The sequence below is a fragment of the Streptomyces rubellus genome (genome assembly GCF_036323805.1).
Lineage (GTDB): Bacteria > Actinomycetota > Actinomycetes > Streptomycetales > Streptomycetaceae > Streptomyces.
In genome coordinates, this window is record NZ_JAZDCX010000022.1 from 1 (window position 1) to 20,554 (window position 20,554).

Below are 20,554 nucleotides of genomic sequence, written 5' to 3' on the forward strand. Positions count from 1 at the left end.
GTTCCCCTTTTGCGTTGCAGCCAGTGTGACCAACCGCCGTCGCCGACGGCTGCCACGAACCCTATGCACTGCGGCTGACGGGCCGGGCCGGGCGTTCCGGGTTTGTGTCGCTCTTGCAACACTTCCCGTCAGCGCAGGCCCGCCTCCTTCATCTGCCGCAGTTCCTTCTTCAGTTCGCTCACCTCGTCCCGCAGCCGGGCGGCCACCTCGAACTTCAGCTCGGCCGCCGCGGCCCGCATCCGCCCGGTCATCTCCTCGATCAGCGCGGCCAGCTCGGCGGCCGGCCGGTCGGTGGGCCGCTCGGCGCCCCCGCCGCCCGGACCTCCGCCGTCCCCGCGCGCCTCGCGGCCCAGCGCCGGCACCGGGGCTCTGCGCTCCCGGCCCGCGCCCGCCTGGCGGTAGCCGCTGTCCAGCAGCTCGTGGGTGTCGAGCTCCTCGCGCGCGATCGTCGCCACGATGTCGTTGATCTTCTTGCGCAGGGGCTGGGGGTCGATGCCGTGCGCCTCGTTGTAGGCGATCTGCCGGGCCCGGCGCCGGTTGGTCTCGTCGATGGCCTTGGCCATCGCCGGGGTCACCTTGTCGGCGTACATGTGCACCTGGCCGGAGACGTTGCGCGCCGCGCGGCCGATGGTCTGGATCAGGGAGGTCCCCGAGCGCAGGAAACCCTCCTTGTCCGCGTCGAGGATGGCCACCAGGGAGACCTCGGGCAGGTCCAGGCCCTCGCGCAGCAGGTTGATGCCGACCAGGACGTCGTACTCGCCGGCCCGCAGCTCGCGCAGCAGCTCCACCCGGCGCAGGGTGTCCACGTCGCTGTGCAGGTAGCGGACCCGGATGTCCAGCTCCTCGAAGTACCCGGTCAGGTCCTCGGCCATCTTCTTGGTCAGCGTGGTGACCAGGACGCGCTCGTCCTTCTCGGCGCGGACACGGATCTCGTGCACCAGATCGTCGATCTGCCCCTCGGTGGGCTTGACCACGACCTCCGGGTCGACCAGCCCGGTGGGGCGGATGATCTGCTCCACCACTCCGTCGGAGCGGGACAGCTCGTACGACCCGGGGGTGGCCGACAGGTAGACCGTCTGCCCGATGCGCTCCAGGAACTCCTCCCACTTCAGCGGCCGGTTGTCCATCGCGGACGGCAGCCGGAAGCCGTGGTCGACCAGGGTGCGCTTGCGGGAGGCGTCGCCCTCGTACATGGCGCCGATCTGCGGGACGGTGACATGCGACTCGTCGATGACCAGCAGGAAGTCGTCGGGGAAGTAGTCGAGCAGGGTGTGCGGGGGTGAGCCCTTCGCGCGGCCGTCGATGTGCAGCGAGTAGTTCTCGATGCCGGAGCAGGTGCCGATCTGCCGCATCATCTCGATGTCGTAGGTGGTCCGCATGCGCAGCCGCTGGGCCTCCAGCAGCTTGCCCTGCTTCTCCATCCGCGCCAGGCTCTCGGCCAGCTCGGCCTCGATCCCGGCGATGGCCCGCTCCATGCGCTCGGGGCCCGCCACGTAGTGGGAGGCGGGGAAGACGTACAGCTCCTCGTCCTCGGAGACGACCTCGCCCGTGATCGGGTGGAGCGTGGAGAGGGCCTCGATCTCGTCGCCGAACATCTCGATGCGGACGGCCAGTTCCTCGTAGACCGGGAAGATCTCGATCGTGTCGCCGCGCACCCGGAAGGTGCCCCGGGTGAACGCGAGGTCGTTGCGGGTGTACTGGATGTCGACGAAGCGGCGCAGCAGTGCGTCCCGGTCGAACTCCTGGCCGACCTTCAGCGGCACCATCCGGTCCACGTACTCCTGCGGGGTGCCCAGGCCGTAGATGCAGGAGACGGAGGCGACCACCACGACGTCGCGCCGGGTGAGCAGCGAGTTGGTCGCGCTGTGCCGCAGCCGCTCGACCTCCTCGTTGATGGAGGAGTCCTTCTCGATGTAGGTGTCGGTCTGCGGGACGTACGCCTCGGGCTGGTAGTAGTCGTAGTACGACACGAAGTACTCGACGGCGTTGTGCGGCAGGAGCTCGCGGAACTCGTTGGCGAGCTGGGCGGCGAGCGTCTTGTTCGGCGCCATCACCAGGGTCGGCCGCTGGAGCCGCTCGATCATCCACGCGGTCGTCGCCGACTTGCCGGTGCCGGTGGCGCCGAGCAGTACGACGTCCTTCTCTCCCGCCCCGACGCGCTTCTCCAGCTCGTCGATGGCCGCCGGCTGGTCGCCGCTGGGGCGGTAGGGGCTGACGACCTCGAAGGGCGCCGCCTTGCGTTCGATATGGGTCACGGGCCGCATGTGACCACCGTACGGCTCCGTACTGACATCCGGGGCCGCGTCGGATGGCCGACACCGGCGGGGGCTTCCGTACGGCGTTCAGGTTCTGTACGCCTCCCGCCCACGTATCCGTTCCCCGATGCCGGAATGTTCCTGGGGCCGGCGCACCGAGGCCGCCGGAAGCCCCGGAGCCGGAAAACCCCGACACCACGGACAACCCGGACAACCCGGATAACACCGAAGCAGCTGAGGAGCCCCCGTGCCCGTACGTCCCGCCACCCTCGCCCCGCTCGCCGGTCTGTGCCTGCTCGCCCTCACCGCCGTCCCCGTCCAGGCCGTCCCCGTCCGGGTGCCCCCCGCGGAGGACACCGCCGGCGCCGTGCCCGCCGCCGGACGGGCGGTCCCCGTGCCGGTCGCGCACCGCGGCGCCTCCGCGTACGCCCCCGAGAACACCCTCGCCGCCGTCGACGCCGCCCACGAACTGGGCGTCGAGTGGGTGGAGAACGACGTGCAGCGCACCAGGGACGGTGAACTGGTGGTGCTCCACGACGACGGGCTGGCCCGGACCACCGACGTCGAGGAGGTCTTCCCGGACCGCGCGCCCTGGAAGGTCGCGGACTTCACCGCCGCCGAGATCGCCCGGCTGGACGCCGGGAGCTGGTTCGCCCCGCGGTACGCGGGCGAGCCGGTGCCCACCCTGCGGCAGTTCCTGCGGCGGGTGGAGGACAACGGCCAGCGCCTGCTGCTGGAGATCAAGAAGCCCGAGCTGTACCCCGGCATCGAGGCGGACGTCCTGCGGCAGCTCCGGGAGGAGGGCTGGCTGGACCGGCGGCACGTGCGGAACCGGCTGATCGTCCAGAGCTTCGGCGCCGACTCGGTGCGCGCCGTCCACGAGCAGGCCCCGGCCGTGAAGACCGGCTTCCTGGGCACTCCGGCCGCCGACGACCTGCCGCGTCACGCACGGTTCGCCGACCAGATCAATCCGCCCCACACCGCCCTGTCCGAGGAGTACGTGCGGCGTGTCCACGCGCTGAAGGGGCCGCACGGCAAGCCGCTGGAGGTCTTCACCTGGACGGTGAACGACGCGGAGACGGCCCGCCGGGTCACCGCCGCGGGCGTGGACGGGATCATCTCCGACAAGCCGGACGTCGTCCGGGAGGCCACCGCGGTCCCGGCCGCGGACGTTTCCCCCGACAACGCCGTGGACACCGTCCTGGCCGGCATCCGGGGCCTCGTCCGCGGTCTCCTGGGCGGCTGAGCGGGCAACCTCCGAACGGCGGGAACGGCGGGAACGGCGGGAACGGCGGAAAAACCGCGGGGAAGCCGTCGGTGCCGGCCCGTAGGCTCGTGCCATGACCGAGAAGGCGGCGGAGGACCGTGCCATGACCGGGGCGGCGGCGGGGACCGGCCCGCCGGTCTGGACCGTGCGCGGCACCCCGGTCGGTCCCCTGCTGCTGGCGGCCACCGGCCGGGGGCTGGTGACCGTCGTCTTCCACGCCGACGGGCGGACGGCGGACCGCGCCCTGGCCCGGCTCGCCGCGCGGCTGGGTGCCGCCCCGGTGCGCGACGGCACCGGGGCGGGCCGGGCCGGCGCGGTGCTGGCCGGGGCGGTCCGGGAGCTGGACGGGTACTTCCACGGCGGGCTCCGGGAGTTCTCCGTCCCCCTGGACTGGTCGCTGACGTCCGGCTTCAACGAGCGGGTGCTGCGGGAGCTGGCCTCCTCGGTGCCGTACGGCGCCACCGTCGGCTACCGGGCCCTGGCCGCCCGGGTCGGCGAACCCGGCGCGGCGCGCGCGGTGGGAGTGGCCATGGGCGCCAACCCGCTGCCGGTGGTGGTGCCGTGTCACCGCGTGGTGGAGAGCGGTGGCGGGATCGGCGGCTTCGGCGGCGGGCTGGAGACCAAGCGCGCGCTGCTGGCGCTGGAGGGCGTCCTTCCCGCACCGCTGTTCTGAGCGTCTCCCCGGACGCTCCCCGGGCTCTCCGCCCGGGGGCGGAAACCGCTGTCGCCGCCCGGCCCTCCCTGGCAGACTGCCCATCGTGACCGACATTCCCCAAACCGCCGACGCTGCTGACGGCGCCGGAGGCGTCCCCGTCGCCTCCCCCGCCGCCTCCGAGGGCGCCGTCAAGGGCTCCCCGGTGCCGTCCGGGGGCGAACTGGCCGCGCTGCGCCGCCGCACCTCCGCCGTGCTCGCCGCGAGCCAGGTCCTGGGCGGCCTGGGCGTGGCAACCGGCATCGCCCTGGCCGCCGTGCTGGCCGAGGAGGTCAGCGGTTCGGAGGGGCTGGCCGGGCTGGCCATGACCTCGTCGGTCCTGGGCACGGCCGTGCTGTCCCTGCCGCTGGCCGCCCTGATGGCCGCGCGCGGCCGCCGCGCGGGGCTGACGCTGGCCTACCTGGTCGGCGCGGCGGGCGGCGGGGTGGTGGTCCTCGCCGCCGTGCTCGGCAGCTTCCCGCTGCTGCTGGCGGGCATGGCCGCCTTCGGAGCGGGCTCCTGCGCCAACCTCCAGGCCCGCTTCGCCGCCGCCGATCTCGCCGAGCCCGACCACCGCGGCCGGGCCATCGCCATGGTGGTGTGGGCCACCACCATCGGCGCGGTCCTCGGCCCGAACATAGCCGCCCCGGCCGGACGCAGCGTGGCGGGCCTGGGCGTTCCGCAGGCCGCGGGCCCCTTCCTGTGGGGAGCGGGTGTCTTCCTGCTGGCCGCCGCGCTGGTGTTCGCCATGCTGCGGCCGGACCCCCTGCTCACCTCCCGTGCCCTGGCCGCCGCCGGTCCGGCCGCCCCGGAGCCGGCGCGGGCCCGGTCACTGCGCGCCGGTCTGTCCGCCGTCACCGCCTCGGCACCCGCCCGGCTGGCTCTGGTCACCATCGCGGGCGCGCACACCACCATGGTCTCGATCATGGTGATGACCCCGGTCGACCTGGACCACCACGGCGCGGGCATCGAGCTGATCGGTCTGGTGATCAGCGGCCACATCGCGGGCATGTACGCCTTCTCGCCGCTGATGGGCAGGCTCTGCGACCGGCTGGGCCGGGTCCCGGTCATCTCGGCCGCCGTCGCGCTGCTGGCGTGCGCGGCCCTGGTGGCCGGCACGGCGGACGGCGACCACACCCGCAGCGCGGTGGGCCTGTTCCTCCTGGGGCTGGGCTGGTCCGCCGGGCTGGTCGGCGGTTCCGCCCTGCTCACCGACTCGGTGCCGCAGGCCGCCCGCGCGGCCGTCCAGGGGCTCTCCGACCTGGCCATGAACGCCGCGGCGGGGGTGGGCGGCGCGCTCGCCGGCCTGGTCATGGCCAAGGCGGGCTACGGCTGGCTCAACGCGGCGGCGGCCGCCCTGCTGCTGCCGGTCGCCGCACTCGTGCTGCTCACCCGCCACCGCCGTCCGGCGGCGGCCGGCCGGTGACGGCGGAGTGGGGCCGGCCGCCGCCGCGTTGAGCCGGCCGCACGCCGGGCGGGGCCCGGCGCACCGCCGCACGGCGCCACACCGGCCGGCCGCCGGTCCCTCGCCCCCGGGGCACCCGCCGCGGCCGGGACGGTCGTCCGCCTCCCTCCCGGGGAGGGACACGGCGGCGGCCGGCCCGTCACCCCCTCGGATACACCTGGAAGGTCACGGCCCGCCGTCCGCCGGTGCGTTCGGCGGACATCTCCAGCATCCCGGTGATGAACCCGCGGGCGTACTCGGCGGGCTCCTCGTCGCTGAGCGCCGTGAGGTAGGCCCGGTGCTCGGCGAGCGAGGCGACGGCCCGCTCCACGTCCTCCTCCCCCACCTCCACGGCGTGCGTCGCCTCCGGCGAACCGGCGACCGCCACCCAGCGCACCCCGTCCCAGGGCGTCAGCCCCTCGTCGGCCAGATCGGTGAAGATCCAGCGGTTGCCCGCGTCCCCGGCCGCGTCCAGGGTGGCACGCCCGACGGCCCGGTGGTCAGGGGTGTTCCAGAAGCCCGGACCCCAGGTCTCGTGGTGGTTGAGGGTGATCACCAGCTCGGGCCGGTGGCGGCGGATCGCGGCGGCCAGGTCCCGGCGGAGCGCGACGCCCTCCTCGATCACCCCGTCCCGGTGGTCCAGGAACTCCACCGCCTCCACCCCCACCACGGCCGCGCTCGACCGCTGCTCGGCCTCCCGCACCCGTGCCGCCTCGACCGGGTCCATGGTGTCGATCCCGGCCTCGCCGCGGGTCACCAGCAGATAGGCGATCTCCCGCCCGGCGGTGGTCCACCGGGCGATGGCGGCGGCCGCTCCGTACTCCAGATCGTCCGGATGGGCGACGATCGCCAGGGCGCGCTGCCAGTCCTCGGGCATGGGGCTGAGCTGTCCGTCCATCGTTGGCCTCCTCGGCGGTACGCGGTGTGCTCTGCGTGTTGCGGTGGTGTGGTGGTGCGGGTGTGACCGGTGCGATCAGTGCCAGCCGTACCGCAGCCGGAGGCTGTGCACGACCCGGTTGAACCTGGCCCGGTCCAGCGCGCACGCCTCGCGCCGCATTCCCTCCGGATGGATCCGCAACACCCGGTCCAGGTCCACCCACGACTCCCGTCCGGAGCGGTCCCAGGGGCCGGAGCCGAGCGGCACCCACTCCCGCCTTCCGTCCCGGGGCCTGCTGGAGAGCTGTACGGCCAGCAGGGTGCCGGCCGGCTCCCGCGCCACGACCAGGACGGGGCGGTCCTTGCCCCGCCCGTCCAGCTCCTCGTAGGGCACCCAGGTCCACACGATCTCACCGGGGTCCGGATCGCCGTCCGGGTCGGGCGCGTAGGCCGTCCGCACCACCCCCACCTCGTCGGCACACACCTCGGCGGTCGCGGTGGACCCCGTCGTCCCGGGTTCTGTCGTCATGGGGCCACGCTAGCGGCAGGCCCCGCTGCCATGCGGTCCGCACCGCCACCGGCAGCCCGCTCGGCCAGGCCGGACGCACGGAACGGAAGTCGGCGCGCTGCTCCGTCCCGGCCGGCGGTCGTGCCACGGACGCCCTGTGCTCCTCCGGCCGGCCGGGCCGCGGGCCGGCGCCGTCCACGGAACGGGTGCCGCCGGGCGCGACAGGTCCCCGGCGTCTTCGGTGGAGGCCGGCGGGGATCGGCGGTGGCCCGCGGGGTGGACAGGGCGGCGGGCTCCTGTGGGGGTGTCGTCCACCGGGTGATTCCCCTAGCCCCGTCCTCCGGGCCGCAGCTCCCTTCCGGCCGTGTCCGGGCGAGGAGGAGTGCCCCTGCCGGGGAGGGCGCGACCCTCCGGCGGGTCCCGCGCCCGGCCGATCGAGGCGTCCCGCCCGTCCTCCGCCGCGCGCGGTGCCTTGGCGTGCGGCGGAGGAGCGGGGAGCATACCTGCCATGCGCAGCGACATCTTCGCCTCCGAGAACACCGTCCGGCCCGCCACCGCCCCCGGTATGACCCTGCAGAACCCCAAGTCGATCCGGTACGTGGTGAACGGCGAGTGCTACGCCCGGCAGGGGGCCATGATCGCCTTCCGCGGCAATCTGGCCTTCGAGAAGAAGGGCCAGGGCGTGGGGAACTTCATCAAGCGGTCGGTCACCGGGGAGGGGCTGGCCCTGATGGCCGTCCGCGGCCAGGGGGAGGCGTGGTTCGCCCACGAGGCCGCCAACTGTTTCATCATCGACTTCGACCCCGGTGACAGCCTCACCGTCAACGGGCGCAACGTCCTGTGCTTCGACGCGGGCCTCGGTTACGAGATAAAGGTCGTCAAGGGCGCGGGCATGGTCGGCGGCGGCCTGTTCAACAGCGTCTTCACCGGACAGGGCAAGCTGGGCGTGATCTGTGAGGGCAGCCCCATCGTCATCCCCGTGGACCCGCAGCAGCCGGTCTTCGTCGACGCCGACGCGGTCGTCGGCTGGAGCGCGCAGCTCCAGACATCCCTGCACCGTTCGCAGAGTTTCGGTTCGATGATCCGCGGCGGCTCCGGCGAGGCGGTGCAGCTCAGGCTGGACGGCCAGGGCTTCGTGATCGTCCGCCCGAGCGAGGCGCGCTCGGCGGCCCAGGCCGCGGGCTGACCGCCCGGCCCACCGGGAGCGGCCCGTACCGGTCGCGGCAATGCGCCTCGCTCCTTACCGGAAGCCTTCCGGAGCTTCTTCCGGGAACTTCCCAACACCCGACGGAGAGCCCTTTTCTGACATCCGGTAACCGCTTTTCAGAACGTTTCCACCCGGCCCATTTCGCTTTTTGGCTACCGGAAAAATTCCGGAAGAACGCATTGACGCTCCCCCGTCCCGGGCCCATACTCCATACCGATCGTCACCGATCGCCACGGATGCGCGTACCGCGGGCCCAGCACGCCCGGACGATTCCCACGGTCCCGAGGAAGGGACAGCAATGGTCGGTCCACTCCTTTCCGAGCCGGCATTGCCGGAGCCACGACCGCCCGGCTCCCGCGCCCGTACGGCGGGCCCCGTCCCGGCCGCCGGGCACGCGACACGGCAGGCGGCCCGTCCACCGCACGGCACCCGCCGTCCCGAGCAGTGCCGGTGAGGACTCCGGCGGCCCGGCGGATTCCGGGATCGGTTCCTGCCCGTTTCCCGGCCCCGTCCGGCAGCCGGTGACACGGCGGCGTGGCGGTCCCCTCCCCGATCGCCACGCCGCCCGCCCTCCGGCGGGCCCCGCCGGTGTGCGGGTACTCACAACGGCGTGTCGGGGACAGGGCGGGGCCGATACGGTGTGAGGGTGCTGCCAACCCCCCGCTCCCCCTTCCCGTCCCCCGCCCCCCGGCTGTGCTGTCTCAACGAGTCGCTCCGGCGACGGCCGAGCCGGGTACGGTGCCGACCGGCGCGTGAGAGGCGGCCCGGCGGCCGTCCGCGGCCGGTGACCGCCCGGGGCACCGGCGCCACCCGGTCCGTGGTCTGCCGCCGGCTGTGCGGTTACCCGGCGCCGCCCGGAACTCCCTGACGGACCGTCCTCCTCCGGAGCCCGCCGGGAAGACGGCGGCCCGGGGACACGCCCTGTCCGGGGCGAGGCCGCTCAGCCCCCGCACTGCCGCAGCATCGCCGTCCGGTCCGCCGCCGTCACCGGCAGTTCGTACTCGAGCGCGACCTGCGCGAAGCGCACCGCGTAGGCGCAGCGGACCTGCCTGTTCGGCGGCAGCCAGGCGGCCGGTCCGGAGTCGCTCTTGCGGCTGTTGGCCGCCCCGTCCACGGGCAGCAGGTTCAGCGGGTCGTTGGCGAACCGCTCGCGCCGGTCCTCCGGCCAGCGGGAGGCGCCCAGCTGCCAGGCGTACGACAGCGGAACGACGTGGTCGACCTGCACCTCGTTGGCGTCCTGCTTGCGCCACTCGATGGTCTTCCCGGTGTACGGGTCGGCCAGCGTCATGGAGACCACCACACAGTCGGAGCCGGAACGGAAGCGCAGCTCCCGGCCGTCGCGCTTCAGCAGGTCGTTGCGGGTGTCGCAGCCGTTGCGCGCCAGCGGCACCCCGTCGGCGGAGTCCTTCCAGGCGTACCCGAACTCCTCCCGGTCGTAGCCGGTCTTCGGCCCGCGCCCCTTGGTCGCCAGCTCCCCGATGATCCTCCGCGCCTCCTCCCGCTCCGCCCCGGAGTCGAGGGGCGCGAGTCCCGGCCCGGTGCCCTCCTCGTTCTCCAGCGGGCTGACCGCCCCGCCGTCCCCGGCGGAGGGGGACGGAACAGCGGAGGAGTCCTCCGCTCCGAGGGTCTCGCAGCCGGTCAGGGCGAGGGCGGCGGCCAGTGCGAGGGCGGCGGGCGGAACCATTCCGCGGCGGCGGTGTCGGGGTGTCACGTGGCGGTCCTGGGGTCGGCGGTACGGCGGGGCGGCGCCCTGCCCATGCCAATACTGCCGCCTCCGGGCCCCGGAAAACCCGGTTGCCCTCCGACCGCGGGCGGAGGACGGTTGTGCCCGTCACAGTACTCGTCGTCAACGGGCGTCAACGGGGGTGTTCTGCCTTGACCAGCCACTTCGGCACCATCGGGCTCGAGGTGCGCGACCGGGAGAAGTACGCCGGCCTGCTGCGGCGGCTGCACGGGCTGGGACGGGCGGAGCCCGTCGGCACGGGCCTGACCAGGGTGGTGTGGACGGGCGCGGGCGGCGCGCGCGTGGAACTGGAGACCGACCGGGAGGGGGCGCTGACGTACGCGCTGCCCGCCCTGGTGCCGCGGGGCGCGCCGGTCCCGGTGCGCGGGATCGCCCTGGCGCCGGACGGCACGGCACATGTGGAGCTCCTGGACGGCCCGGGCGGCGAGATGCTGTGCCCGCTGCCGGTGGAACTGACCGACCGCGCGGAGCTGCGCGCCCTGGGCCGCTCCCCCGGCGGCGCGCCCACCGAGGGGACGCTGCGGCTGAGCGCGCTCGCCGAGCGGATAGCGCTGCACCCGGACGAGGCGGCGTACGACGCGGCGCAGGGCGACCGTGAGCCGAAGTTCGCGACGGACTTCCTCATTCCGGCCGGGCTGTTCCGCCCGGACGGTGCCGGTCCGGAGTGGGCGCCGAGCCCGCACGCGCTGTTCGCGGGCGAGGTGGTGGCCACCGAGCGCGCCGAGAGCGAGCTCACCGGCGAGGTGTTCCACCGGATCAGGGTGCGGACCATCGGCGGGATCGAGGTGGACGTCGCCGCCGCCGGTACCCAGCTGCCGCACTCCCCGGTGCCCGGCCAGTGGGCGGAGGGGGCGTTCTTCATGACCGGCTCCCTGGGGCTGCCCGCGCCCTGGGCGGCGGAAGGGCACTGACCGGGTGCCGCGCCCGCCGGTGGCGGACCGCCGTCCGGGAGGCGCGCACGTGCCGCGCCCGCCGGACGGGGACCGTCACGGCGGGCGCGGCACCGTCAGGTGCCCGGTGGTGGAAGGGCGCGGTTCAGGCCGCGCGGTCGCCGAACCGGGCGGCTTCCCAGAAGTCCGGTCGCGGGTCCAGCGCCGCCGCCAGCCGGAAGTGCCGCAGCGCCTCGTCCTCCCGGCCCGTGCGCTGCAGGGTGCGGCCGAGGGCGAAGTGCGCGAAGGAGTTGTCCGGCTCGCGCTCCAGGACGAGCTGGAACTCCTCCTCGGCGGCGCGCAGCTGGGCGCTGAGGAAGAAGGCCCGGGCGCGCAGCAGCCGGACGGAGGTCTTCTCCGGGAAGGCGCTGACCACCGACTCCAGGAGCTTCAGCGCGCCCCTGGGGTCGCGGGCGGCCAGCAGCTGCTCGGCGGCACGGTACTGGATGACATGGGTCTCTGGCGTGGTCTCGGGCACGTCGGCGCCTCCTCGCCCGGGATCGGCCGCATGCCTGGCGTGACACGTCCGGGCGCGTCACATCCGCGGGATCACCGGTCCTCGGGTACGGGTTGTGGTTCCGGAGCGCCGCGGGAGTACCCCGGACGCCGCGGACACCGTGGTGTACCGCCACGGGAACGTTCCGCCACGCGGTCGTATTCCCCTGTCCGGGTGAGTCTTCCCGGGCCGGGGAGCGGTCAAGCCGCCCGGGCCCGCTCGCTCAGCCGCCGCCACACCTGCGCGACCCGCTCCCGGAGTTCCTCCGGCGAGCCGTCGTTGTCGATGACGATGTCCGCGGCCGCCAGCCGCCGCTCGCGCGTGGCCTGGGCTGCCATCCGGCTGCGGGCGTCCGCCTCGGTCATGCCGCGCAGCCGCACCAGGCGGTCGAGCTGGGTGCCGGGCGAGACGTCGACGACCACCACCACGTCGTAGCGGGACATCAGGTCGTTCTCGACCAGCAGCGGCACGTCGTGGACGACGACCGCGTCCTCGGCCGCCGCCCGCTGGAGTTCGGCGGAACGGGCCCCGACCAGGGGGTGGACGATCGCGTTGAGGGCCTTCAGCCGCTCCGGGTCGCCGAAGACGACGGAGCCCAGCCGGGGACGGTCCAGCGCGCCCTCCGCGGTGAGGAACTCCTCGCCGAACTCGGCCACCACGGCGGCGAGCCCCTCGGTGCCGGGCGCCACGACTTCACGGGCGATCCGGTCGGCGTCGATGATCACCGCTCCGTGCTCGCCGAGCAGCCGGGACACCTCACTCTTGCCCGCGCCGATCCCGCCTGTCAGCCCCACGGAGAGCATGCTCACGCCTCCACCCGCTCGGTGTCCGGTCGACTCCCCCGCGTCCCGCGGCGGGGCCTCGCGCAGCGGGACGGAAATCCTCCCGGCCGCGACCGCCGTCCAGCCTATCGGAGCAGGTCGGCGGACCGGCGCGCGGCGCGATCAGGTGCCGGGGGCGTCTCCGCCGGCCGGGCCGGCACCGTCCTCGCCGCCTCCGCCGCCCTCGTGTTCGGCGAGGAAGCGTTCGAAGACCTCGCCGAGTTCCTCGGCGGACGGCAGCTCCATGGGCTCGGCCACCAGGTTGCCGCGGGTCTCGGCGCCGACTATGGCGTCGTACTGCTGCTCCAGCCCCCTCACGACCGCGACCAGCTCGTCGTCCCCCGCCGCCAGCTGCCGCTCGATCTCGTCACGCACCCGGTGTGCCTCGGTGCGCAGCGCGTGGGTGACCTCGGGCAGGACCAGACCGGTGGCCGCGGTGATCGACTCGACGACGGCCAGGGCGGCGTCGGGGTAGGCGGAGCGGGCCAGATAGTGCGGAACGTGCGCGGCGAAGCCCAGCACGTCGTGGCCCGCCTCGGCCAGCCGCAGCTCCAGCAGCGCGGCCGCGCTGCCCGGGACCTGGGCCTCGTCGAAGGGACTGGGCCGGGCGGGTGTCAGATCGGTGCGGTTGCCGTGCGGCGTGAGACCGACGGGCCGGGTGTGGGGGACCCCCATGGGGATGCCGTGGAAGGTCACCGCGAGCCGTACACCGAGCCGCTCGGTGATCTGGCGCACCGCCGCGGTGAACCGCTCCCACTCCACATCCGGCTCGGGGCCCGTGAGCAGCAGGAAGGGAGTGCCGGTGGCGTCCCGCAGCAGGCTCAGCTCCAGCCGGGGCGTCTCGTAGGACGCCCAGTGGTCACGCCGGAAGGTCATCACCGGGCGACGGGCCCGGTAGTCGACGAGCCGGTCCACGTCGAAACGGGCGACGGTCGGATGCGGCCGGTGGCCCAGCAGCAGCTCGGTGATCTGGCCGCCGGTCTCCCCGGCGTCGATGAAGCCCTCGAAGTGGTAAAGCATGACGAGCCCGGCGCTGCCCGGCCCGCCGCCGGCTGCCTCGCTCTCCTTCAGCCCTTCGGAATCCCACTCGTACAGCTTCTGCGGATCCAGCACTGACGCCCCTCCGTGTCGCTCCTGTCTGCCGGTAACACCGGGCACCGAAGGCGCATTCCCGCCCGCGGGTGCCCCAGGGGGCCCCGGGGGTCCGCGGGGAGGTGCGCCGCCTGCCCGGCCGGACGGCCGGGAACCACCGCCGGATGATCACGTATGGTGCCACGTCCGGCCCCGAGCACACCGCAGGGCCCCCTCCCCGGCCGGGGAGGGGGCCCTGCTTGTTCGGCGCTTGTTCGGCGTCCGTCCCGGTGCTGCCCGGTCAGGCGCCGTGCCCTCGGGTCAGCTCTGGCCGCCCGCGAGCTTCTCGCGGAGGGCCGCCAGGGCCTCGTCCGAGGCGAGGGCACCGGAGTTGTCGCCCGACTCCGAGGAGTACGAGCCGCCGCCGCCACCGCCGCCGCCCTGCTGGCCGCCGGCGGCACCGCCGCCACCGCCACTGGTCCCCTCGGCCTCCGCCTGCGCGTCGGCCTCGCGGGACTTGAGCACCTGCGCCTGGTGCTGCTCGAAGCGCTGCTGCGCCTCGGCGTACTGGCGCTCCCACTCCTCGCGCTGCTTCTCGTAGCCCGGCAGCCAGTCGTTGGCCTCCGGGTCGAAGCCCTCGGGGTAGATGTAGTTGCCCTGGTCGTCGTAGGACGCGGCCATGCCGTACAGGGTCGGGTCGAACTCGACCGCCATCGGGTCGGCCCCGAAGGACTCGTTGGCCTGCTTCAGCGAGAGGCTGATCCGGCGGCGCTCCAGGTCGATGTCGATGACCTTGACGAAGATCTCGTCGTTGACCTGGACGACCTGCTCGGGAATCTCCACGTGACGCTCGGCCAGCTCGGAGATGTGGACCAGGCCCTCGATGCCCTCGTCGACCCGGACGAACGCGCCGAACGGCACCAGCTTGGTGACCTTGCCGGGGACGACCTGGCCGATCTGGTGGGTCCGGGCGAACTGCTGCCACGGGTCCTCCTGCGTCGCCTTCAGCGACAGGGAGACCCGCTCGCGGTCCATGTCGACGTCCAGGACCTCGACCGTGACCTCCTGGCCGACCTCGACCACCTCGGACGGGTGGTCGATGTGCTTCCAGGACAGCTCGGAGACGTGGACCAGACCGTCCACGCCGCCCAGGTCCACGAAGGCGCCGAAGTTGACGATCGAGGAGACGACGCCGGACCGCACCTGGCCCTTCTGCAGGGTGGTGAGGAAGGTCTGGCGGACCTCGGACTGGGTCTGCTCCAGCCAGGCACGGCGGGACAGAACCACGTTGTTGCGGTTCTTGTCCAGCTCGATGATCTTCGCCTCGAGCTCCTTGCCCACGTAGGGCTGGAGGTCGCGGACCCGGCGCATCTCCACCAGGGAGGCCGGGAGGAAGCCGCGGAGGCCGATGTCGAGGATCAGGCCGCCCTTGACGACCTCGATGACGGTACCGGTGACGATGCCGTCCTCTTCCTTGATCTTCTCGATGGTGCCCCAGGCGCGCTCGTACTGGGCGCGCTTCTTCGAGAGGATCAGGCGGCCCTCCTTGTCCTCCTTCTGGAGGACCAGGGCCTCGATCTCGTCACCGACGGCGACGACCTCGTTCGGGTCGACGTCGTGCTTGATCGACAGCTCTCGGGAAGGGATGACGCCTTCGGTCTTGTAACCGATGTCGAGCAGGACCTCGTCCCGGTCGACCTTCACGATGACGCCGTCGACGATGTCGCCGTCGTTGAAGTACTTGATCGTCTCGTCGATCGCGGCGAGGAAGGCTTCCTCGGAACCGATGTCGTTAACCGCAACCTGCGGGGTGGTCACGGTGGTCTCGGTGCTGCTCGTCATGTGGAAAAGGGCTCCGGTACGGACATTGAAATCGTAGGTACTGCCACGCCGTGAGCCCTTATCGCACTGCCGAAGCCGGACAGCCTGGGAGGCACCTGCACAGATCTCCGAGGAAATCACCGGCGCCTCGACAACCGAGGGGACATACAACAGATACGAGCGCGACCTGCTCCGTCTGAGGCGCGCAGGCCCGCAGCGCAACTTGTAGCATACGGGGGCAGCCGGGCATGGTCAATGCGCGAACGAGTACACGCTGGACTTACCCCCCATATCCGGCACATGTCGCCGCGTCTCACGGCCGGTCCCCCCGGTTCCGCACCGATTCCGCCGGTCTCCGGGCGGCGCACCCCACCGCACAGGCCACGACGACGGGCGGCACGGACCAGCCATGAACGCCGGCACGAACGACGGGCACGAACGCCATGGGCGCGGCATGAACCAGGAGAGCGAGCCCCGGGCCGCACGCCGTCACGCGGACGGGACGGAGAGCAGCAGGGCGAGCCGGAGCTGGTGGGACCGGAACGCCGACGACTACCAGCGCGAGCACGGCGCCTTCCTCGGCGGCACCGCCGGCGGCGGCCGCTTCGTGTGGGGCCCGGAGGGGCTGGACGAGGAGCGGGCCGGACTGCTGGGCCCGGTGGCGGAGCTGGCCGGGCGGTCCGTGCTGGAGATCGGCGCCGGGGCGGCCCAGTGCTCGCGCTGGCTGGCGGCGCGGGGCGCGCGGCCGGTGGCGCTGGACATCTCCCACCGGCAGCTGCGGCACGCGCTGCCGGCCGGCCCGGGCGCCGGACCGCTCTTCCCGCTGGTCCAGGCGGACGCGGGGGCCCTCCCGTTCGCCGCCGGCTCCTTCGACCTGGCGTGCTCCTCCTACGGTGCGCTGCCCTTCGTCGCCGACCCGGTGCGGGTGCTGCGCGAGGTGCACCGTGTCCTGCGGCCGGGCGCCCGGTGGGTGTTCTCGGTGACCCACCCGATCCGCTGGGCCTTTCCCGACGAGCCCGGGCCGGAGGGCCTGACGGTCACCTCCTCCTACTTCGACCGCACCCCCTACGTGGAGCAGGACGACCGCGGGCGGGCGGTCTACGTCGAGCACCACCGCACCCTCGGCGACCGGGTGCGCGACCTGGTCGCCGCCGGCTTCCGGCTGGTGGACCTGGTGGAACCGGAGTGGCCCGCGGACAACCGGCAGGAGTGGGGCGGCTGGTCGCCGCTGCGCGGGCGGCTGATCCCGGGCACGGCGGTCTTCGTCTGCGAGCGCGGCTGAGCCCCGCGGAGCCCGGGGACGCCGCGCCGGCGGGGCGGGACGACGGGACAGAATGGCGGCATGCCCCTGCGGACCGACGCCCTCGACCGGCTGCCCGTGCGCTCCGTCCTGCCCGCCCTGGCGGACGCGCTGACCACCCGCGGGGCGGCCGTGCTGTCCGCGCCGCCGGGCACGGGCAAGACCACACTGGTGCCGCTCGCCCTGGCCGGACTGGTCTCCCCCGGCGCCGGGAGCACCCGGAGCACCGGGGACGTCCGGCGCGTGGTGGTGGCCGAGCCGCGCCGTATCGCGGTGCGGGGCGCGGCACGCCGGATGGCCTGGCTGCTGGGCGAGCGGGTGGGCGAACGGGTCGGCTTCACCGTGCGCGGGGAGCGGGCGGTGGGACCGGAGTGCGTGGTGGAGGTGGTCACCACCGGAGTGCTGCTCCAGCGGCTCCAGCGCGACCCGGAACTGCCGGGGGTGGACACGGTGGTGCTGGACGAGTGCCACGAGCGGCAGCTGGACGCGGACACTGCCGCCGCCTTCCTGCTCGACGTGCGGGCCGCGCTGCGGCCGGAGCTGCGCCTGGTCGCCGCCTCGGCCACCACCGACACCGGGGCCTGGGCCCGGCTGCTGGACGCGCCGGTGGTGGCGGCCCCCGGCGTGACCCACCCCGTGCGGACGGTGTGGGCGCCTCCCGGCGGCACCCGGCCGGTGCGCCCCGCGCACGGCATGCGGGTGGACCCGGCCCTGCTCGCCCACGTCGCGGACACCGTGCGGCGGGCGCTGCGGGAGGAGGACGGCGATGTGCTGTGCTTCCTGCCCGGCGTCGGGGAGATCGCCCGGGTGGCCGCGCTGCTGGGGGCCGACGGCGCGGCAGGGGCCGGCACGGACGCCGAGGTGCTCCAGGTGCACGGCCGCGCCCCGGCCGCCGACCAGGACGCGGTGCTGGCCGGCTCCGCCGGACGGCGCCGGGTGGTGCTGGCCACCGCGGTCGCGGAGTCCAGCCTGACGGTGCCGGGGGTGCGGGTGGTGGTGGACTCCGGGCTGGCCCGCGAGCCGCGCACCGACCATGCCCGCGGTCTCGGCGCGCTGACGACGGTGCGGGTCTCGCGGGCCTCGGCCGAACAGCGCGCGGGCCGGGCCGGACGCGAGGCGCCGGGCGTGGTGTACCGCTGCTGGGCCGAGGCCGGGCACGAGCGGCTGCCGCGCTTCCCCTCCCCCGAGATCGCGCTCGCGGACCTCACCGCGTTCGCCCTGCGCGCGGCCTGCTGGGGCGACCCGGACGCGCGCGGTCTGGCCCTGCCGGACCCGCCGCCGGCCGGGGCGATGGCCGCGGCCCGCGAGGTGCTGCGCGCGATCGGCGCCGTGGACGACGGCGGACGGGCCACCGGACGCGGCAGGCGGATGGCCGCGATGGGTCTGCACCCCCGGCTGGCCCGCGCCCTGCTGGACGGCGCGCCCCTGGTGGGGGCGCGGCGCGCGGCGGAGGTGGTGGCGCTGCTGAGCGAGGAGCCGCCCCGGGAGTACGGCACCGAGGTCGCGGCCGTCTGGCGTGCCGCGCGCCGCGGCCGGGGCGGCGGGGACGGGTACACCGCCCGCTGGCGCCGGGAGACACGCCGGCTGGTGGACGCCCTGCCCGGGACGGGCGGGGCCGGACCGGCGGAGACCGCGACAGGGGCGGAGACGCCGGACGACACGGCCGCGGGGCTGATGGTGGCGCTGGCCTACCCCGAGCGGGTGGCACGCTCCCGCGGCGAGCGTACGTATCTGATGGTCTCCGGAACCCGGGCGGAGACCGCCCCCGACTCCGGGCTGCGCGACGTTCCCTGGCTGGCGGTCGCCGCCGCGGACCGGCCGGTGGGCTCGGCCTCCGCCCGGGTACGGCTGGCCGCGGTGATCGACGAGGACACCGCGCGCCGGGCCGCCGGGGCGCTGTACTCCGAGGACGAGGAGGTCCGGTGGTCGGCACCGCGGCGCGGCGCCGGGGATGTCATCGCCCGGCGGGTGGCACGGCTGGGCGCGGTCGAACTGGCCGCCGCCCCGCTGGAGCGGCCGGACCCCGCGCTGGTGCGGGCGGCGCTGCTGGACGGGCTCCGGAGCGAGGGACCGGGGCTGCTGCGCTGGACCCGCGAGGCGCTCTCGCTGCGGCAGCGGCTGGCCTTCCTCCACCGGGAGCTGGGCGAACCCTGGCCCGACATGTCGGACGCGGCACTGCTGGCCCGGGCGGAGGAGTGGCTGGGCCCGGTGCTGGGAGCGGCCCGGCGGCGGGACGATCTGGCACGGGCGGACGCCGGGCGGCTGCTGACCGCCCTGCTGCCGTGGGCCACCGGTGAGGCCACCCGGCTGGAGGAGCTGGCGCCGGAACGGATCGAGGTGCCCTCCGGGTCACGGATCCGGGTGGACTACGGCGGTGAGCGGCCGGTGCTGGCGGTCAAGCTGCAGGAACTGTTCGGCTGGCGTGAGGCGCCTCGGCTGGCCGGAGGGCGGGTACCGCTGCTGGTGCATCTGCTGTCACCCGCCGGGCGGCCCGCCGCGGTGACGGCGGACCTGGCGTCGTTCTGGCGCGACGGCTACCGCTCGGTGCGGGCCGAGCTGCGCGGCCGCTATCCCAGGCATCCCTGGCCCGAGGACCCGGCGACGGCGGAACCGACCCGGCGTACGGCGGCCGCGGCACGCGGCGGGACGGGCCGGGCCCGCTGACGCGCGGGGACGGCCGTCAGTCCGGGCGTCCGGAGGCGGAGAGGCTGGTGGACGGGGTGGGCGTGGGGGCCGGCTCGCCGGCACCGTCCTCCTCGCCGTCCTCCTCCTCGCCCTCGCCGTCCTCCTCGTCCTCCCCGCCCTCGCCGCAGGGGTCTTCCTCCGGCTCCCCTGGATCGCCGGACTCCTCCTCGCCGTCCTTCCCGTCCTCACCGTTCTCGCCGCCCTCGGCGTTCCCGGTGGGAGTGGGAGTGGGAGTCCCGGAGGGCTCGCCGGGCTCGGTGGGCGTGGGCTCCGGCTCCACCGGGCAGACGGGCGGCTCGGTGGGCTCACCGGGATCGGTCGGCTCACCCGGGTCGGTCGTACCGGGGTCGGTCGGCTCACCCGGGTCGGTCGTACCGGGGTCCGTCGGCTCACCCGGGTCGGTCGTACCGGGGTCCGTCGGCTCACCCGGGTCGGTCGTACCGGGCTTGGTGGGCTTGACGGGTTCGACGCTGCCCTCTTCGGTGACTCCGGGCCTGGGCGCGGTGGTGCCCTCGCCGGACCCCGGGTCCTTGCCGTCCTCGTCCCCGCCGCGCTTCGAGCCGCCCGGATCGGCCTGCGGGCGGGAGGTGGAGTCGGTGACCGGCTCGGAGGACGGCCGGGCGGGCCGGCGCTCGTTGCCCGCGCCGGGGGTCACCGGCAGCACGCCCTCGCCGTCGGGCACCTCGTGGACGCCCTTGCGGTAGAACTCCAGCCAGGACAGCACCGTGCGCAGGTACTCCCGGGAGCGGTTGTAGCTGAGAACGGCCTGCTCCAGGTCCCCCGGGCTGGACAGGTCCCGGTCGTTGGCGCACAGGTAGCGCCCCGCGGCGAGCGCGGCGTCGTAGATGTTGTTGGGGTCCTCGCGGCCGTCGCCGTTGCCGTCCGCGCTCCAGTTCTTCCAGGTGGACGGGATGAACTGCATCGGTCCGACAGCCCGGTCGTACCGGGTGTCGCCGTCGTGCGCGCCGTTGTCGGTGTCGGAGATGTGCGCGAAGCCCACACCGTTGAGGGCGGGGCCCAGGATCGGCTTGAGGGTGGTGCCCCCGGAGTCCACCGCCCCGCCGCGGGCCTGGCCGGACTCCACCTTGCCTATCGCGGCGAGGAGCTGCCAGGGCAGATTGCAGCCGGGCCGCTCGGCGTTCAGCGTCCGCTCCGCCTTCTTGTAGGCGGCCAGGACGGTGGCGGGTATGCCCGCCTCGGCGGCGCCGGTGTCCCCCGGCAGGGTGTTGGAGGAATCGGGCCTGTCCGGCTTGACCAGCGGCGGAAGCTCTGTGTGGTACGGGGAGTCGCCGTCGGCGGGAAGATCGGGCAGTTCCGGGGAGGAGGTGTTGTCCCTGCCGCCGGGCTGGGCGAACTCCAGACCGGGCCCCTGCGACGCGGTGAGCGCGGCCATCGCCGCCGCCGCGATCGCGGTGCTGGTCACGCCCCTCCGGACCCTG

The 20,554-nt window shown here is 74.4% G+C and carries 16 protein-coding genes; 7 read left to right on the plus strand and 9 right to left on the minus strand.

Annotation, left to right across the window (positions count from 1 at the left end):
- Positions 1-128: 128 nt before the first annotated feature.
- On the minus strand, positions 129-2,264 hold the full coding sequence (gene uvrB, locus V1L54_RS22710; RefSeq protein WP_330119945.1) for an excinuclease ABC subunit UvrB: 2,136 nt from the start codon (positions 2,262-2,264) through the stop codon (positions 129-131).
- Positions 2,265-2,592: 328 nt separating this feature from the next.
- Here uvrB and V1L54_RS22715 point away from each other — a divergent pair, with 328 nt between their 5' ends.
- The 3 genes from V1L54_RS22715 to V1L54_RS22725 all read left to right on the plus strand — a co-directional run bounded on the left by V1L54_RS22715 (position 2,593) and on the right by V1L54_RS22725 (position 5,639).
- Positions 2,593-3,501, plus strand: a complete 909-nt coding sequence (locus tag V1L54_RS22715) for a glycerophosphodiester phosphodiesterase (RefSeq protein WP_443076754.1) — start codon at positions 2,593-2,595, stop codon at positions 3,499-3,501.
- Between the two features lie 124 nt (positions 3,502-3,625).
- Positions 3,626-4,195, plus strand: a complete 570-nt coding sequence (locus V1L54_RS22720) for a methylated-DNA--[protein]-cysteine S-methyltransferase (protein ID WP_330120020.1) — start codon at positions 3,626-3,628, stop codon at positions 4,193-4,195.
- Between the two features lie 184 nt (positions 4,196-4,379).
- A complete protein-coding gene (locus V1L54_RS22725; RefSeq protein WP_330120021.1) occupies positions 4,380-5,639 on the plus strand; it encodes an MFS transporter in 1,260 nt (419 codons plus the stop codon).
- Between the two features lie 178 nt (positions 5,640-5,817).
- On the opposite strand, the gene V1L54_RS22730 is transcribed toward V1L54_RS22725, so the two are convergent.
- A complete protein-coding gene (locus V1L54_RS22730; protein WP_330119946.1) occupies positions 5,818-6,555 on the minus strand; it encodes a PIG-L deacetylase family protein in 738 nt (245 codons plus the stop codon).
- 75 nt (positions 6,556-6,630) lie between these two features.
- Positions 6,631-7,062 carry a type II toxin-antitoxin system PemK/MazF family toxin gene (locus V1L54_RS22735; RefSeq protein WP_330119947.1) on the minus strand — a complete coding sequence of 144 codons (432 nt, stop codon included), beginning with the start codon at positions 7,060-7,062 and terminating at the stop codon, positions 6,631-6,633.
- 487 nt (positions 7,063-7,549) lie between these two features.
- Between V1L54_RS22735 and V1L54_RS22740 the strand changes: the two genes are divergently transcribed.
- The gene (locus V1L54_RS22740; protein WP_330119948.1) at positions 7,550-8,227 is read left to right on the plus strand and encodes an AIM24 family protein; all 678 of its coding nucleotides are present in this window, start codon (positions 7,550-7,552) and stop codon (positions 8,225-8,227) included.
- A gap of 961 nt (positions 8,228-9,188) precedes the next feature.
- Here V1L54_RS22740 and V1L54_RS22745 read toward each other — a convergent pair.
- The gene (locus V1L54_RS22745) at positions 9,189-9,932 is read right to left on the minus strand and encodes an HNH endonuclease family protein (protein ID WP_330120022.1); all 744 of its coding nucleotides are present in this window, start codon (positions 9,930-9,932) and stop codon (positions 9,189-9,191) included.
- A 191-nt stretch (positions 9,933-10,123) separates the two neighbouring features.
- On the opposite strand from V1L54_RS22745, the gene V1L54_RS22750 reads away from it, so the two are divergent.
- A complete protein-coding gene (locus tag V1L54_RS22750) occupies positions 10,124-10,903 on the plus strand; it encodes a hypothetical protein (RefSeq protein ID WP_330119949.1) in 780 nt (259 codons plus the stop codon).
- Between the two features lie 124 nt (positions 10,904-11,027).
- On the opposite strand, the gene V1L54_RS22755 is transcribed toward V1L54_RS22750, so the two are convergent.
- The 4 genes from V1L54_RS22755 to rpsA form a co-directional block, all read right to left on the minus strand.
- The gene (locus V1L54_RS22755) at positions 11,028-11,399 is read right to left on the minus strand and encodes a tetratricopeptide repeat protein (protein WP_100201298.1); all 372 of its coding nucleotides are present in this window, start codon (positions 11,397-11,399) and stop codon (positions 11,028-11,030) included.
- Positions 11,400-11,617: 218 nt separating this feature from the next.
- On the minus strand, positions 11,618-12,220 hold the full coding sequence (gene coaE, locus V1L54_RS22760; protein ID WP_330120023.1) for a dephospho-CoA kinase: 603 nt from the start codon (positions 12,218-12,220) through the stop codon (positions 11,618-11,620).
- 141 nt (positions 12,221-12,361) lie between these two features.
- Positions 12,362-13,351 carry a PAC2 family protein gene (locus tag V1L54_RS22765; protein WP_330119950.1) on the minus strand — a complete coding sequence of 330 codons (990 nt, stop codon included), beginning with the start codon at positions 13,349-13,351 and terminating at the stop codon, positions 12,362-12,364.
- A 279-nt stretch (positions 13,352-13,630) separates the two neighbouring features.
- Positions 13,631-15,151, minus strand: a complete 1,521-nt coding sequence (rpsA, locus tag V1L54_RS22770) for a 30S ribosomal protein S1 (protein ID WP_330119951.1) — start codon at positions 15,149-15,151, stop codon at positions 13,631-13,633.
- 433 nt (positions 15,152-15,584) lie between these two features.
- Here rpsA and V1L54_RS22775 point away from each other — a divergent pair, with 433 nt between their 5' ends.
- Together V1L54_RS22775 and hrpB are read left to right on the plus strand one after the other, a co-directional pair.
- On the plus strand, positions 15,585-16,412 hold the full coding sequence (locus V1L54_RS22775) for a class I SAM-dependent methyltransferase (RefSeq protein WP_330120024.1): 828 nt from the start codon (positions 15,585-15,587) through the stop codon (positions 16,410-16,412).
- A 60-nt stretch (positions 16,413-16,472) separates the two neighbouring features.
- Entirely contained in the window at positions 16,473-19,094 is a 2,622-nt protein-coding gene (gene hrpB, locus V1L54_RS22780) for an ATP-dependent helicase HrpB (RefSeq protein ID WP_330119952.1), read from the plus strand.
- A 16-nt stretch (positions 19,095-19,110) separates the two neighbouring features.
- Here hrpB and V1L54_RS22785 read toward each other — a convergent pair whose 3' ends face one another.
- Positions 19,111-20,538 (minus strand): lytic murein transglycosylase, encoded by a 1,428-nt coding sequence (locus V1L54_RS22785; RefSeq protein ID WP_330119953.1) that lies wholly within the window; start codon positions 20,536-20,538, stop codon positions 19,111-19,113.
- Positions 20,539-20,554 lie beyond the last annotated feature (16 nt).